The organism is Nostoc sp., assembly GCF_036917135.1.
Classification (GTDB): domain Bacteria; phylum Cyanobacteriota; class Cyanobacteriia; order Cyanobacteriales; family Nostocaceae; genus Nostoc.
Window position 1 is genome coordinate 215,480 of the sequence record NZ_JBALEA010000091.1, and the last position, 13,531, is coordinate 229,010.

A 13,531-nucleotide genomic window follows, 5' to 3' on the forward strand; every position below is an offset into this window, starting at 1 on the left:
CAATCACCAATTCTGCATTTCCACCAATTCCATACACAAATCATTAATTTGCTCTAAATCAGGTTTGTGAGGTAGAGCAGATTGTTCGCAAACAACTTCCATTTTGGCTACCAAATCTTCTGCCATTTTCATCACTTGCTCATAAGAATATTCACCCTTTAAAATAGCTTTTAAATCTTCAACATCACCAGCTATTCTCCTATCTACAATCACTTCACCTTGTCGCAATATTTCTACTCCACTGCGTAACAATCTAATGCAGTGCATCCCATGTTTCAGGTCATAACCCGACTTTCTTTCCATTTCTGCCCTAGCCGGATTTCTATTTTCCTGCCAAGATAAGTAAGCTTTCCATTCTCTTAAAGCTATTTGATAGCTTTGGCTTTTCTGAAGCAGACGGATAAAATCTTTACGGCTATTGGTGAACTTTTGGGTATATTCCAAAGTTTCATCGGGTAATGTATATTGTTTTAATACTCCTTTAAAATCAATATCTGCTGTCAGTAATTGATATAATTGTTCCGCTTCTTCCAAAAACTCAATCCTTCCTCTGATTAAGTTATAAAGATACTCCAGAAAAGCATTTAGCTCATCTTTACTCAGGGGTGTTTCGCCTTCTATAGCGAAGTCAGATGGTATTGGTTTTTTTTGTGGTGGCTTTAACAACCATTTACGATGAGTTTCCATCTTTTTGATTTGGGCAAAAGCATAACCAGTGTAAGTATGTTTCACCTTCTTACTCAAAAATAGCTGTTTATGATTAATTAAATGCTGTCCTCCTGTACTTAAAAAAGGATAGTTATTTAACCAGAGCAATTCTAAAACATTGGGATTCGCCCCCGCTAACAACTGGAGGATTTTTCTTAATTCATATATAACCGTGTCTTTGTTGCTATCCAGAAATGAAAATATTCCTGGTTCATCCCAACCAGTATCTTTTTGTTCTATGCGATCAAATCCTAAGTAGTACCTTTTGGGTGCGATAAATACTCCCCGATAATCAAAGTCGGAATCAGGACGATTTAAACCATAGCCGTGGCTACCTGCTAAACCAATTAAAATACTTCTTTGCTCAACTTCTATTCTTTTCATATCACCTGATTAAAATATAGTCATCCTAACTCATGAGTTAAGCAGGTGGGTAGATGGAGAACAGAGAAAGGATTTTTAACTACAGAAATGCCCCTAAAGGAGATGATGCAATGGTATCCCCTTGAGGAGCAAAACTTGTCAATTCAGTTGTTCCTACACTTTCGGTTTCCTAGAGCCAGAATTATCTAGGATGAATGTGGCGTCTAGTTCCCCATCCTGGATTGACAATGGTGGCTAAATCTTCTTCAGACAATTTGTTGATCTCACTGTCTAGTTCTTGGACGTTGAAATCATAGCCACGCTCTTGAGCAATCTTGATGAAGGCTTTTGGATCAGCTGTTGCTTTGAGTTTTTCCTGTAATGCTTGATCTTCTTTTACGGCTTTAAAAAGTCGGGCAGCATTTTGCTGTGTCATGACAATCCATCTCCTGTTTGAAATATCAGGTTTGAATGTAGTAATTTAACTCCTAGGATTTACTAACTTCTGCAAAGAATTCCTTAATTAAGCATCTATATTTGATATTAAAACAAAGAATAAGAATGCATTGGTTTTGATAGAAAAATATATAATAACACTGTTACTTTTTTTGTAAAGTTCAGCCCTCAGATAGTAGCAATTTTTAGTTAAAAAGCATTAATTCTGACTTGTAAATTATATTTACATTCCTGCTGGTGGGCAATGTCTACGACGGGCGTAGATGCAGCATCTGACGACTGTTGGCTAATTCATCGCCACTCTGGGGAAATTAGCGATCGCCAAATACTCAAATTAGCTGATTTTTCCTCTTCCGGCTGACCAGATGCCAAATCCCAAAATTCTGTTATGGCTTGACTTAACACCTGTTAATAAAGTAGTATTTTAGATTGTCTGTCTAATTCCTGCTCGGATCAGGTAGACATATTACAAAAGCTGGTAAAAGCGTCTCTATAAGAGATAAAAACCAGCTACCTGTACGGCAACCTCAAGGACAATTCCATGACCTACGCAATTATTGAAACTGGCGGCAAACAAATACGAGTAGAGCCAGGGCGGTTTTACGACATTGAACTGCTTGCTACCGAACCAGATGAAAAAGTTACAATAGACTCCGTATTACTCGTGCAGCACGAGGGCGAAGTCACCATTGGACAGCCACTAGTGACAGGTGCGACTGTAGAAGGGACTGTAATGCGACACTATCGGGGTCGTAAAGTCCTGGTATACAAAATGAAGCCGAAAAAGAAAACTCGCAAAAAGCGGGGGCATCGTCAGGAAATTACCAGACTTATGATTGACTCCATCACCCTTAATGGTGCAGTGTTTGCTGCCCAAGGAGCAACGGAGCAAGAAGTCCCTGTTGCAGATGACACTTCCGCCGAAGAATTTGAAACTGCTGCTGAATAATAAAAAGAAGTAGATACACAAGAGGAAATCATGGCTCATAAGAAAGGAACAGGTAGTACACGTAACGGTCGTGATTCTAATGCCCAACGTCTGGGTGTCAAACGTTATGGCGGTCAAGTTGTACGTGCAGGAAACATTCTCGTGCGTCAGCGTGGTACCAAATTTCACCCTGGTAACAACGTCGGTATTGGTAGTGATGACACTCTGTTTGCTTTAATCGACGGTGTTGTAATGTTTGAGAGAAAGGGCAAAACCCGTAAAAAAGTTAGTGTTTATTTACCCATAACTGCTGTTGAGGCAGCCCCTGTTGAGGCAGTAGCAAGTTAGAGCGTTAGGGTGGGTGAACAGTTGCCCACCCTATTTGCTAATTCCCAACAGTTACTTAAAAGTCGCTTTGTTTCTCTGTCGCCCATAGATTAGTATCAGAAGCATCAAAAGGCACAGGTTATTCACTAACAAAATATTACAGAAAAGACATCTCCAAAAATTAAATATGCGTTATCCAAAACCCTTATAGAGACGTAGCAGTGCTACGTCTCTAGGGACTGACAACAAATAAATTCTCCAATCTTGTGGGGTGGGCAACATGAGCGCCTTTGCCTATGGGCGCTCATGTTGCCCACCCCACAAGAAGTAGTTGAGTATTTCTTATTTGGAAGTCCCCTACATTTATGCTAAGTTGCCTTCATTCACTTCAGCATGAGGTTTCGCTGAGAGAATATTTAAATTAGGTTGCGGTTTTGATTATAGCAACGGACAAGGAGGTTAGGACATTGACTGATGATAAAACCTATATATAAAAAGACTTTCAGCCCAGTTCCTAGTCCCCAGCGATGCACTGAGCTTGTCGTTGGCGCAGCCTCTCGTAGAGAAGTGTCCCCAGTCCCCTGCTATACCATGAATACCTGAGAAAATGCTGAGAATTAACTAAATTTTCTCAAGGGATAAATTTATGAAAATCATGGCTTCGTTTCAGACAAACTTCAGTCCTAACAGAGATACTTTGGATGTTGGGGATAACTCAAATATCAGGAGTAATAAATAAAACTAGCCGCCTACTCGTGGAGTACTTACAACTTGAGATTGCTGTCTATCGCCTTGTTGGTCTTGCCGAATGTTTGCAAAGCTGTTACGCATAAATGCTTTGACTTCCGCCGTACCGTCGGCTTGAGTATCAAAAATAACGGTTAAGAAGAGTTGCGATCGCTTTTACTATTATTGTTGTGTTACAACCAAAGGCGTTACTTAATTGCAACGTAGGTGCGATGCCTAGGTTGGCAAGCTACGCAGTAGCAAAAGTCTGATGGAGTCCTCTGCCAGAAGGCATATTCTTGACCCCAATAGCCTTGATGAATCTACTTGTAGCTTAGTTTCCTCTGATCAATCAATACAAAAATAACTATCCAAAGGACGAAAGAAGACTATGAACTGGAAAACACTTTCTTTAATTGCTGGTCTGATTTTAACTACCAGTCTCACTGCTTGCTCTAGCAGTCCTGCAAGCAACAATCAAATTGCTCCTGAAGCCTCTCCTGCGATGAGCAAAGACAAAGCCGGCGATGCGATGGGTAAAGACAAAGCCGGCGATGCAATGGGCAAAGATACGATGGGTAAAGACAAAGCCGGCGATGCAATGGGTAAAGATACGATGGGTAAAGACAAAGCCGGCGATGCAATGGGTAAAGATGCGATGGGCAAAGATGCAATGGGTAAAGACAAAGCCGGTGGTGCGATGAAACAATCGCCGGCTTCCACCAAGCCCTAGCCACAACTGCTTTGCATTTCACTTTTCTCGTACTGGATACTAGTAGTCCGCCAAGTCAACAATGCTTGGTTTGTAGTGAGCGCTTGGGCGCTCAAATCAAGGACTAAAGTCCTTACTACGAACTTATTCACCCATCAAAGTTAGTGTGGTGGACTGCTAGGGACTGGTTGACCAGTAACATCCTAATTCCAATCCCTATATTTTGACGCTTTGACCTCAACAGGAGAAATTCTGATGAATCACAACCTGCTTCGCCGGCGTCAGTTACTTTTTTATCTTGGGTTAGGGGTTGTGGGAGTCGGTGCAGCCACAACAGCTTTTCCCAACTTTAGAAAAGTCAATGCCCCTTCTATAGCGCTTCCTGCAAATCGTCACAATAGCCAAGACTCGGAAACTATTGCGGTGAAATCTCCGAAAGCCAAGAGTCTGCCAGAGTTTCAGGGGATAAGTCAGTGGCTTAATTCTACACCTTTGTCAATAGCTGACCTTAAAGGCAGTGTTGTTCTGATACAGTTTTGGACTTTTGCTTGTATTAACTGCCAGCGTACACTGCCCTACATCACTAAATGGCATCGGCAGTATGAGTCGCAGGGACTCAAGGTAATTGGCATCCACACAGCAGAGTTTGCCTTTGAGCGAGACACTAATAACATAAAAAAGGCGTTACGACAACACCAAATTACTTATCCGGTTCCGGTTGATAACGAATATAAAACTTGGAACGCTTATGACAATCAGTATTGGCCCCATATATTTTTGGCTGATCGTCAGGGCTTCTTGCAATATGACCATATTGGTGAAGGAGCATACGAAAAAACCGAGCAAACTATCCGTCAGCTATTGGGGTAGAAGGAATTATGACGACTTCTACTTTATCAATCAGTCTGGCTTTATTGGGAGGTGTTCTAAATGTGCTTTCACCCTGTGTTTTACCGATTTTGCCTGTGGTATTGGGGCGATCGCTGATGACAAGTCACTCTGTCTCTACGCCCCAATCCCATACCTACGGCCCAGTAGCATTGGTGGCGGGATTAATCGCTGGTTTTGCACTGGCGGGTAGTTTACTAGGTGTAACCGCAACCTGGTTTACAGGCGTGATTAATTTATTACGTAATGGAGCGATCGCACTCCTCTTATTTTTGGGACTACTTGCAATTTTCCCCACCTGGAGTTACCGAATATTTAGTTATATTCCAGTTGGCAAGTGGGCTAAAAAACCTGCACGAATGGGACTGATGGGAGAGTTTTGGCTAGGAACTCAGTTAGGACTTTTGTGGACTCCCTGTGCTGGGCCAGTTTTGGGCGGAATTTTAGTACTAGCAGCTGTTAATCATCAAGTCACAAGTGCATTTTGGCTATTGGTTGCTTATGGAATTGGAGCTAGTTTGCCTCTGTTGGCGATCGCCTATGGTGGGCGAGTACTCAGCCAACGAATTCTCAATATCCGCTCTTATAGTGCAAGTTTACAGCGAATTGGTGGCATTGCGATCGTGTCCACAGCAATTGCGATTCTTCTGGGTTGGGATGTCCAGGTGCAACTTTGGCTGGCTCCGTTCTTTCCCACTCAACCTCTGTGAGACGTGCCAATTTTAGATTTTGGATTACAATACCCAATCCGAAAGTCTAACTGGGAACAATCTAAAAATCTAAAATCGTTCGACTGAGCGACTTGTGCCGAGCGGAGCCGAGGTAAGTCGAAGTCCAAAATTCAAAATCCAAAATTGGTATGACTTCATCTAAACGCAAAGTCCCCTCAACACCAAGTCAGACTTTTCTATCAAAGACATTTCACTGGATTAATATCATCAGTCTCATCTTGATGATCGGTAGCGGACTGCAAATCTATAATGCTAATCCGGTATTTGGAGGGCGTGCAGGTTGGCATTTTCCTGACTTTCTGTTGCTGGGAGGTTGGCTAGGGGGTGGTAGACATTGGCATTTTGCTGCTATGTGGCTGTTTTCGCTGAACTTACTTTGGTATGGACTTTATATCTTTGTAACTCGTCGTTGGCAACGTCGCTTTGCCGATGGCGGTGACTTAAAAGCATTGCAAGTCAGCCAGAACCCAAAGCGCAAGAACTACGCATGGCATCGGCTAGTTTATACTGCGATTATTCCAGTGCTGCTGCTGGCAATTTTGAGTGGTTTGGCGATGTACAAACCTGCCCAACTCCATTGGATTTCTGGGCTGTTTGGTAGTTGGCAGACTCTACGGACTGTTCACTTTATCACTGTTCCTACTGTCATACTATTTACAATTGCTCATTCCTTACTTGCCCTGAAGGTAGGAAGCATCCGTCTAGTTAAATCTATGTTCGTGTAGAGGTTCCATGAGTCTGATTCTTCCCAAACGCACCTTATCCCGCCGCCGGTTACTGCAAGTATCTGGACTTTCAGGGGTAGGTTTTCTTTTAGGTGGCTGCGGGACAAATTTGTTCTCAGAGCAAGTGCAGCAAATATCTGAGCCACTAAACCAACGTTTTGAAGCACTCCTGTTAACTCAAAAACCAGTTCCAGAATTTTCTGTTAGTGCTATAGAAGCAGACAAATTGCTAATCAATACCTTTGACTTCACCCCGCAAATTGATCCGGCGCAGTTTCGCCTGAAGATTGATGGCGAGGTTAATAACGCAATGGAATTGAGCATGGCAGATATTCAAAAACTTCCCTTAACTTCAATGGTAATTCGCCATATCTGCGTTGAAGGCTGGGCTGCGATCGTTCAATGGGGAGGTGTGCGATTACGAGATTTAGTAGCGCTGGTACAGCCTAAGTCAAACGTCCGCTATGTCTACTTCAAATCTGCTGATGGCTATTATGAAAGCTGGGATCTTGCCTCTGCTATACATCCCCAAACCCTGATGGCTTATCAAAAGAATGGACAACCATTATCAGCTGATAATGGTGCGCCGATGCGCCTAGCGTCTCCTATTAAACTGGGCTACAAGCAAAGCAAGTGGGTAACTCAAATTACATTTGTCAGCAATTTGTCGCCGATTAAAGGCTATTGGGAAGATCAGGGCTATGAGTGGTTTGGAGGGCTATAAGGCAGACAAAAAGCTAATCTACATCGGGTTCAACACCTAGCGATCGCAATTGTGCAATCAACCGTTCAGCCCGTTGTTTTTCTTGTTGGGCCCGTTGGCTTTCTTGTTCTGTAGAAGTCAATACCCAGCAGCCTGTCCAATCATACCAGCGTAACCAGGGCTGTTCCACATCTTGATAGCGTCCCTGCCAGACACCCAAGCCTAATTCTAGTTCTGGTATCCAGAAGCGTGATTCTGACAGTGCTATCTCAGCATAACGAGCGCCATCTAACTTAAATATCCTTAATTTATATTTGTACCGATCAAATACTGCATAATAAGGAACACGTAGAATCTGTTCATACACTTCCCATTTTCCTGGTGGTTGCTTGATATCCCGTAATGTCTGCCCCAAATCTTCCTTTTCAGTACTTGGAGACAGCAATTCTACCACAATAAAAGGATCAACTCCCTCTTGCCAAACGACATAACTTAAGCGTAAATCCTGTTGTTCATAGAGACGGGAAACACCTAAGACGGCAAACCAATCTGGTCGCTTATGCCACAGTGGATGGCGCGGGTCATAATAAAGATTCAGATCGCTAGCAACAAATATCTCGTCGCTAGGATAATTTTGTGGACGAAAGGTTTCGTCTAACAGACGAGGTTGCAATAAATGAAACTGATCGGGCAAACCAGGCTCCTCAGGGTCTTCACTAGGAAGATCATACATGGTCGGCAATACATCTTTTGGCGATCGCGGCGGGTCAGTTTGATACATCTTTTAACAGTCCTGATGATGAAACTCTCAGTTCTATTATGATTTAACGCACTTGGAATAATTGAATCCCAAATTTAAAATCTAAAATTTCGATGTCTCTTCAAACAAGACTAACCCATACTTCTCGCCAGTAGGCAAAAAGCCAATTCCTCGATAAACGGCTTGGGCTGCTTGGTTATGATCACCTGTAAACAGGATGGCACGTTTTACTAAGAGCGATCGCGCATCTAACAATGAGCCTGCTACTATATTTTTGGCGTAGCCTTTACCTCGCAGCGCTGGCGGTGTCCAGACTCCACCAATTTGCACAATATCAGGTAAGCTGGCATTGAAGGCAGAGTAGGAGACTAGGGTATCTCCTGCTACCAAAACCCAATGCATAGCCGTAGCTTGACGAACTTCAATTATGCGACGGCTAGCTGTTGTTAAACTGGGAGTATCTCTTTGTCCTAAAGTTTCCACACTATAAGCAGCGCACCATTGAGTGAGTAATTCCAATTCTTCTGGATGCGGCAAACGACACTGCACCTTTGCCGATGCTAAAGCTTCAGGTATTTGCAAGTCTCGTAATGCTAGAGAAAACAATGTCTTAGACTCATCAAGCTGAATTGGTCGGTTGCTAAGTCCCAAAATGCTCTTTGTCGCTTCGACTTGTGCTGCTGGGCCACTAATTCCAGAAATAGCACGTCCAGATTGTACCACAACTGCTTGCACCACCTCTGGCAGATGTACAGGGGCTTGAACTACGATCATCCCATTCCAAAAATGGGCTGCAACTGCCACTATAGTTTCATCTGTGTACGCCGCTATGTAAGTTCCTTGAAATATTTCACCTTGGTCAAGTAGTCCCGCAGCTCGCCAATTAGAGCGCAAAAACATAGAAGTATCGGTGTGTTGCAAGAGAAATGCTTCCAGCGATACTTCATCTCCAGGTTGCAGAGTTCTCAAAGTAGGCACAAAAAACTCCTGAGTGTCCAATTAAGTTTATTCAGTTTAAGTGCCTCCCATTTATTCCTAGAGTGACGATCAAGTGCTAATGACGATTAAACAACCACAAAATTATTTTTGGTTAGTGATAATCCAGCAGATAATTGTGCAAATTTTACCTGAGTAAAGGCACTCGCACTGCCATCTTGGTCAAAGAACAATCCACCTGTAATATTGTCATAGATAAATCGTTGATCGCTACTGGTTGCAGATGTTCCGAGGGTAAACTGGCTTGTCTGAAGTGAACCTATTGATAACCCGCCACCAAAACCAGCAGCAGATACCCGAATCAGTTCATTAGTGGCATTGAAGTCATAAATACTATCAATGCCTTCCTTGTAACTATTGAAACCAAAGGTATCAGTCCCCGCTCCTCCATAGAGGCTATCATTACCGTTGCCACCTGTGAGAAGATCATTGCCATTACCACCTTTGAGGGTATTCTTACCAGAGGCACTAGAGGCTGTAAGAGTATCATTACCATCGCCTCCATCCAGTAGATTATTACCTGATGAATAATCAACAATCAAGCGATCGCTGCCAGCGCCACCATTAAGGGTGTTATTGCCAGAAACACCATAAAGTCCGTGGTCAAAGTATAATGAGGTATCGCTAGAGGCAGTAAGAGAATCATTGCCATCGCCACCAGAGAGCAGGTTATTTCCTGATGAAAAGTTAGTAACTAAATTATCGTCACCAGCGCCACCATTGAGGATGTTATTGCCTAAGAGAAGATTCAGATTGAAGTAATAACCATAGTCGTAGTACTCGCCAGAGGCACTAAGAGAATCATTGCCAGCCCCACCATTGAGGATATCATTACCACCATTGCCTCCAGAGAGCGTATCATTGCCATTGCTTCCTACAATATTGTCATCGTCGCCTGTGCCTGAGATATTTAATTGTTCGATATTCTTGTAGTTAACGCTATTCTTGTAATTAACGCTATTCGTCCCCGCCGTAATTGAGCCAGTGTTAGTAGTGGCATTGAATGTCGAAGTGAGTCCCTGGGTTCGAAGCCCGCCGTTAAACGACAAAGTATCGTCACCCGTCCCTCCGTCTGCTGTTTGAGTTACTGAGTTAGAGGGAATAGGAAAACCTGTACCTATCAAACCATTGCCAAAATCTAAAAAATCATTTCCATTCCCTCCATTAAGGGTGTTGTTGCCATAAGTGTTAAAGACATCAAAGTAATCATTGCCATCCCCTCCATCCAGCAGATTATTGTTTATTGAAGTGTTAACTTTGAGATAATCGTTACCTGCACCGCCAATAATCGTATCATTGCCAGCATAGTCAGTATCGCCCCCGGAAAGCGTATCATTACCATTGCCCCCCACAATCAAGTCATCGTGGGATGTACCTGAGATATTTAATCGTTCGATATTCTGATAGCTCACGCTATTGGTGCCGGCAGTAATTGAGCCAATGTTAGTAGTAGCATTGAAGCTCGAAGTCATTCCCCCAGTAAAATTTCTGTTTTTATAGAGGTCGTAATCGACGGACAATAAATCATCACCATTACCGCCATCTATGGTATCATTGCCACTAAAGCGCGTGGAGAACGTATCATTGCCATTGCTCCCCACAATCAAGTCATCCTCATCTGTACCTGAGATATTTAATCGTTCGATATTCTTGTAGCTAACGCTATTTGTGCCTTGGGTAATGGAGCCAATGTTAGTAGTGGCATTGAAAGCCGAAGTGATTCCTGCGGTAACATTGCTGTAATCGACGGACAATAAATCATCACCATTACCCCCATCGATCCGATCATTGCCACTAACACCTGTGGAGAGGGTATCATTGCCATTGCTCCCCACAATATTGTCATTGTAGGCTGTACCTGAGATAGTTAAAGTTAATCGTTCGATATTCTTGTAGCTAAGGCTATTGATGCCCCCCGTAATTGCTCCAATATTAGTAGTAGCATTGAATGTCGAAGTGATTCCTCCGGTGGCATCCGCAAAAATGATCGATGAGTAATCGTCACCATTACCCCCATCTATGGTATCATGACCACTAACTCCCCCAGAGAGGGTATCATTGCCATCATTCCCCACAATGTTGTCATCGTAGGCTGTACCTAAGATATTTAATCCTTCAATATTCTTGTAGTTAACCCGATAGGTGCCCGCCGTAATTGATCCAATGTTAGTAGCAGCATTGAATGTTGTTGTAATCCCCCCTGTAGCATTGCTGTCATCGACGGACAACAAATCGTCACCCCTACCCCCATCTACGGTTTGAGTCACTAAAGAAGAGGGGGCACTACTTGATGCGGTGCTTACATAGAAGGAATCATTGCCATCACCCCCAAAGAGGAAGTTATTGCCTGTCGAAATCGTAGCACTCAAGCGATCGTCACCAGCGCCACCATTGAGGGTGTTATTGCCTGAGGAGGGTACATAATCATCGTAGACATTTATATAGCCAGAGGTGGAGAGAGTATCATTGCCATCGCCACCAGAGAGGAGGTTATTGCCTGTTGAAGAATCACCAACGAGCGGGTCTGTTGAACCAGCACTCAAGTAATCATCACCATCGCCACCAAAGAGCAGGTTATTGCCTGTTGAAACGTCAGCCCTCAAGGTATCGTCACCAGCGCCACCATTCAGGGTGTTATTGCCTGCGGAGATAAAATTAGGTTCTCCTTTATAAGTAACAACGCCAGAGGTGGAGAGATAATCATTGCCATCGCCCCCAGAGAGGAAGTTATTGCCCAATGGAGACTCAGCCATCAAGGTATCGTTACCAGCGCCACCATTGAGGGTGTTATTGCCTGAAGAGGGATAAACGATGTATGCGTAGTTAAGATAAGAGGTGGAAAGATAATCATTGCCATCGCCTCCAGAGAGGAAGTTATTGCCTTTTGAAGCCCCAGCACTTAAGCTATCATTACCAGTGCCACCGTAGAGAGTATTATCGCCTGTTGAATAATCAGCCCTCAAGGTATCCTTACCAGCGCCACCGTTGAAGGTGTTATTCCCTGAGGCAAAATAGACATTTCCATATCTGTCCTCATAGTCGCCAGAGACCGAGAGAGAATCATTCCCATCGCCCCCATCAAGCAGGTTATCGCCTGTTGAACTGCTAGCATTCAAGTTAAAATTCACCGTACCACCAATGAGGGTGTCATTGCCCTCACCACCAATGAGAGTATCATTGCCCGCACCACCACGTAGCAGGTCGTTGCCACTCTTACCGTCGATTTTGTCATTACCACCCTGACCATTGATCACATCATCTGAGTTGTCAAAGCCGTTAACATTATTATTCAGGTCGTTAAGGAAGGTAACTGTGTTCTTGTTGAAGATAGTGCTTTGGGTGGAGTTGGCATTGAAGACATCAAAGCTATCAGTGATGCTAGTTTGCCCATCAAACTCTATATTGCCTAAGTCTACAGTGGCTCCTGTAGATTTGCTGAGGTTATCCAGGTTTTCCAGGGCAAAGTTTTGCAGGATAACTTTGTTATACTCAACGCCTTCAAAGGTGATTTCCAGATTGCTGCCATTCTGGGTCAGCAGCAGATTTTGGGCAGTTAAGCCGGCACCTTGAAATTTGATGGTATCGACTTCGGCAATGACTGCTGCTGCTGGGTTAGTTCCTTTACCAATGCCACCGAAATCAGTGATGATATCAGTGTCGTCGCCTAAGTTGTAAACAAATTGATCCTTACCGCCGCCACCAGTCAGGGTGTCATCGCCCTGTTTACCTGTGATGGTATCGTTGCCTGCTTCACCATTAATCGTGTCCGCGTCGTTACTACCCAGTAGGGTATCATTACCGTTGGTTCCAATGATATTTGCCATAACTTTTTCCTAGCTAAATTGATTTTTTCACTAACTTCAGTTCTCAACCTTGAGTTTAGTGCTGTTTTGGGGCACAAATAACTCACCGAAATTTGATGTTTTCGGGATACTTGATACGTCATCCTTGAGGAACAGTAATATTTCTGGAATATTCACCTTATTCAAAGGGTTTTACTAGTATTTATCCAACTATTTCAAACTATCTAAGAGGATGTTTGAAAAGTCCTTCTCTTGGTAGCAAAACATTTTAGATCCCCCTAAATCCATGCCACTTGCTCTACTTGGGGAGACCCCAAGACCGCAGTGGCTCCGCCGACTTGAAGCACCTGGCGTGGGTTAGGGGGGATCTAGAAGTGCCTAAAATCACAGCTAAATGCTTTTCAAACTATCTAAGTCTTAAGCGCTGTAGGAATTCATGAGCGTGTACATTCAGGATAATTCAGGCTTTTTTAATCATCTTTGTCCAGCAAAATCACCGAACAAATATCCAAAAATTCAGCTTGAATGACTAAAACTCACCCTTCATATTTGGTTTTTTACCAGCGCCTAACTCCTACTAGAAAAGAAAATACTCAACAGTTGTTGGATCGGTAAAAATATTTTTCTGTCCTCCTTGTGGGCTATTCTCCTTATATGTCTAGCTTGAAAATAGAGAACATCTGAATATCCTCAAAATAACTACAT

The 13,531-nt window shown here is 43.2% G+C and carries 12 protein-coding genes; 7 read left to right on the top strand and 5 right to left on the bottom strand.

All coding sequences use genetic code 11. The features are described 5' to 3' along the window. Positions 1 to 3 precede the first annotated feature (3 nt). On the bottom strand, positions 4 to 1,092 hold the full coding sequence (locus V7K50_RS29750) for a nucleotidyltransferase domain-containing protein (protein ID WP_334966466.1): 1,089 nt from the start codon (positions 1,090 to 1,092) through the stop codon (positions 4 to 6). 181 nt (positions 1,093 to 1,273) lie between these two features. Continuing rightward, positions 1,274 to 1,507, bottom strand: coding sequence for a Nif11-like leader peptide family natural product precursor (locus V7K50_RS29755; RefSeq protein WP_334966468.1), 234 nt, complete (start codon positions 1,505 to 1,507; stop codon positions 1,274 to 1,276). 561 nt (positions 1,508 to 2,068) lie between these two features. Here V7K50_RS29755 and rplU point away from each other — a divergent pair. The 7 genes from rplU (at position 2,069) to V7K50_RS29790 (ending at position 7,288) form a co-directional block, all read left to right on the top strand. Further along, positions 2,069 to 2,476 carry a 50S ribosomal protein L21 gene (gene rplU / locus V7K50_RS29760; protein WP_334966470.1) on the top strand — a complete coding sequence of 136 codons (408 nt, stop codon included), beginning with the start codon at positions 2,069 to 2,071 and terminating at the stop codon, positions 2,474 to 2,476. A 30-nt stretch (positions 2,477 to 2,506) separates the two neighbouring features. Next, entirely contained in the window at positions 2,507 to 2,803 is a 297-nt protein-coding gene (gene rpmA / locus V7K50_RS29765) for a 50S ribosomal protein L27 (RefSeq protein ID WP_334966472.1), read from the top strand. A gap of 1,096 nt (positions 2,804 to 3,899) precedes the next feature. Then, on the top strand, positions 3,900 to 4,241 hold the full coding sequence (locus V7K50_RS29770) for a hypothetical protein (RefSeq protein WP_334966474.1): 342 nt from the start codon (positions 3,900 to 3,902) through the stop codon (positions 4,239 to 4,241). 234 nt (positions 4,242 to 4,475) lie between these two features. Next, positions 4,476 to 5,090, top strand: a complete 615-nt coding sequence (locus tag V7K50_RS29775) for a thioredoxin family protein (protein WP_334966476.1) — start codon at positions 4,476 to 4,478, stop codon at positions 5,088 to 5,090. 8 nt (positions 5,091 to 5,098) lie between these two features. Further along, a complete protein-coding gene (locus V7K50_RS29780) occupies positions 5,099 to 5,818 on the top strand; it encodes a cytochrome c biogenesis CcdA family protein (protein WP_334966478.1) in 720 nt (239 codons plus the stop codon). Positions 5,819 to 5,967: 149 nt separating this feature from the next. Then, positions 5,968 to 6,564, top strand: a complete 597-nt coding sequence (locus V7K50_RS29785) for a cytochrome b/b6 domain-containing protein (protein WP_334966480.1) — start codon at positions 5,968 to 5,970, stop codon at positions 6,562 to 6,564. A gap of 7 nt (positions 6,565 to 6,571) precedes the next feature. Then, positions 6,572 to 7,288, top strand: coding sequence for a molybdopterin-dependent oxidoreductase (locus tag V7K50_RS29790; protein WP_334966482.1), 717 nt, complete (start codon positions 6,572 to 6,574; stop codon positions 7,286 to 7,288). Between the two features lie 13 nt (positions 7,289 to 7,301). On the opposite strand, the gene V7K50_RS29795 is transcribed toward V7K50_RS29790, so the two are convergent. The 3 genes from V7K50_RS29795 to V7K50_RS29805 all read right to left on the bottom strand — a co-directional run bounded on the left by V7K50_RS29795 (position 7,302) and on the right by V7K50_RS29805 (position 12,847). After that, positions 7,302 to 8,048: a Uma2 family endonuclease gene (locus V7K50_RS29795; RefSeq protein WP_334966484.1), complete on the bottom strand. Its 747-nt coding sequence runs from the start codon at positions 8,046 to 8,048 to the stop codon at positions 7,302 to 7,304. A gap of 81 nt (positions 8,049 to 8,129) precedes the next feature. Beyond that, positions 8,130 to 9,005: a GNAT family N-acetyltransferase gene (locus V7K50_RS29800; protein WP_334966486.1), complete on the bottom strand. Its 876-nt coding sequence runs from the start codon at positions 9,003 to 9,005 to the stop codon at positions 8,130 to 8,132. An 86-nt stretch (positions 9,006 to 9,091) separates the two neighbouring features. Then, positions 9,092 to 12,847 (bottom strand): beta strand repeat-containing protein, encoded by a 3,756-nt coding sequence (locus tag V7K50_RS29805; RefSeq protein ID WP_334966488.1) that lies wholly within the window; start codon positions 12,845 to 12,847, stop codon positions 9,092 to 9,094. Between the last annotated feature and the right edge of the window lie 684 nt (positions 12,848 to 13,531).

What these genes read in the sequence shown, in the direction of transcription:
- V7K50_RS29775 (WP_334966476.1), top strand. Translation starts at nt 4,476, where the DNA reads ATGAATCACAACCTGCTTCGCCGGCGTCAGTTACTTTTTTATCTTGGG.
- V7K50_RS29770 (WP_334966474.1), top strand. Translation starts at nt 3,900, where the DNA reads ATGAACTGGAAAACACTTTCTTTAATTGCTGGTCTGATTTTAACTACC.
- V7K50_RS29750 (WP_334966466.1), bottom strand. Translation starts at nt 1,092, where the DNA reads ATGAAAAGAATAGAAGTTGAGCAAAGAAGTATTTTAATTGGTTTAGCA.
- V7K50_RS29790 (WP_334966482.1), top strand. Translation starts at nt 6,572, where the DNA reads ATGAGTCTGATTCTTCCCAAACGCACCTTATCCCGCCGCCGGTTACTG.
- V7K50_RS29785 (WP_334966480.1), top strand. Translation starts at nt 5,968, where the DNA reads ATGACTTCATCTAAACGCAAAGTCCCCTCAACACCAAGTCAGACTTTT.
- rpmA (WP_334966472.1), top strand. Translation starts at nt 2,507, where the DNA reads ATGGCTCATAAGAAAGGAACAGGTAGTACACGTAACGGTCGTGATTCT.
- V7K50_RS29755 (WP_334966468.1), bottom strand. Translation starts at nt 1,507, where the DNA reads ATGACACAGCAAAATGCTGCCCGACTTTTTAAAGCCGTAAAAGAAGAT.
- V7K50_RS29795 (WP_334966484.1), bottom strand. Translation starts at nt 8,048, where the DNA reads ATGTATCAAACTGACCCGCCGCGATCGCCAAAAGATGTATTGCCGACC.
- V7K50_RS29805 (WP_334966488.1), bottom strand. Translation starts at nt 12,847, where the DNA reads ATGGCAAATATCATTGGAACCAACGGTAATGATACCCTACTGGGTAGT.
- V7K50_RS29780 (WP_334966478.1), top strand. Translation starts at nt 5,099, where the DNA reads ATGACGACTTCTACTTTATCAATCAGTCTGGCTTTATTGGGAGGTGTT.
- rplU (WP_334966470.1), top strand. Translation starts at nt 2,069, where the DNA reads ATGACCTACGCAATTATTGAAACTGGCGGCAAACAAATACGAGTAGAG.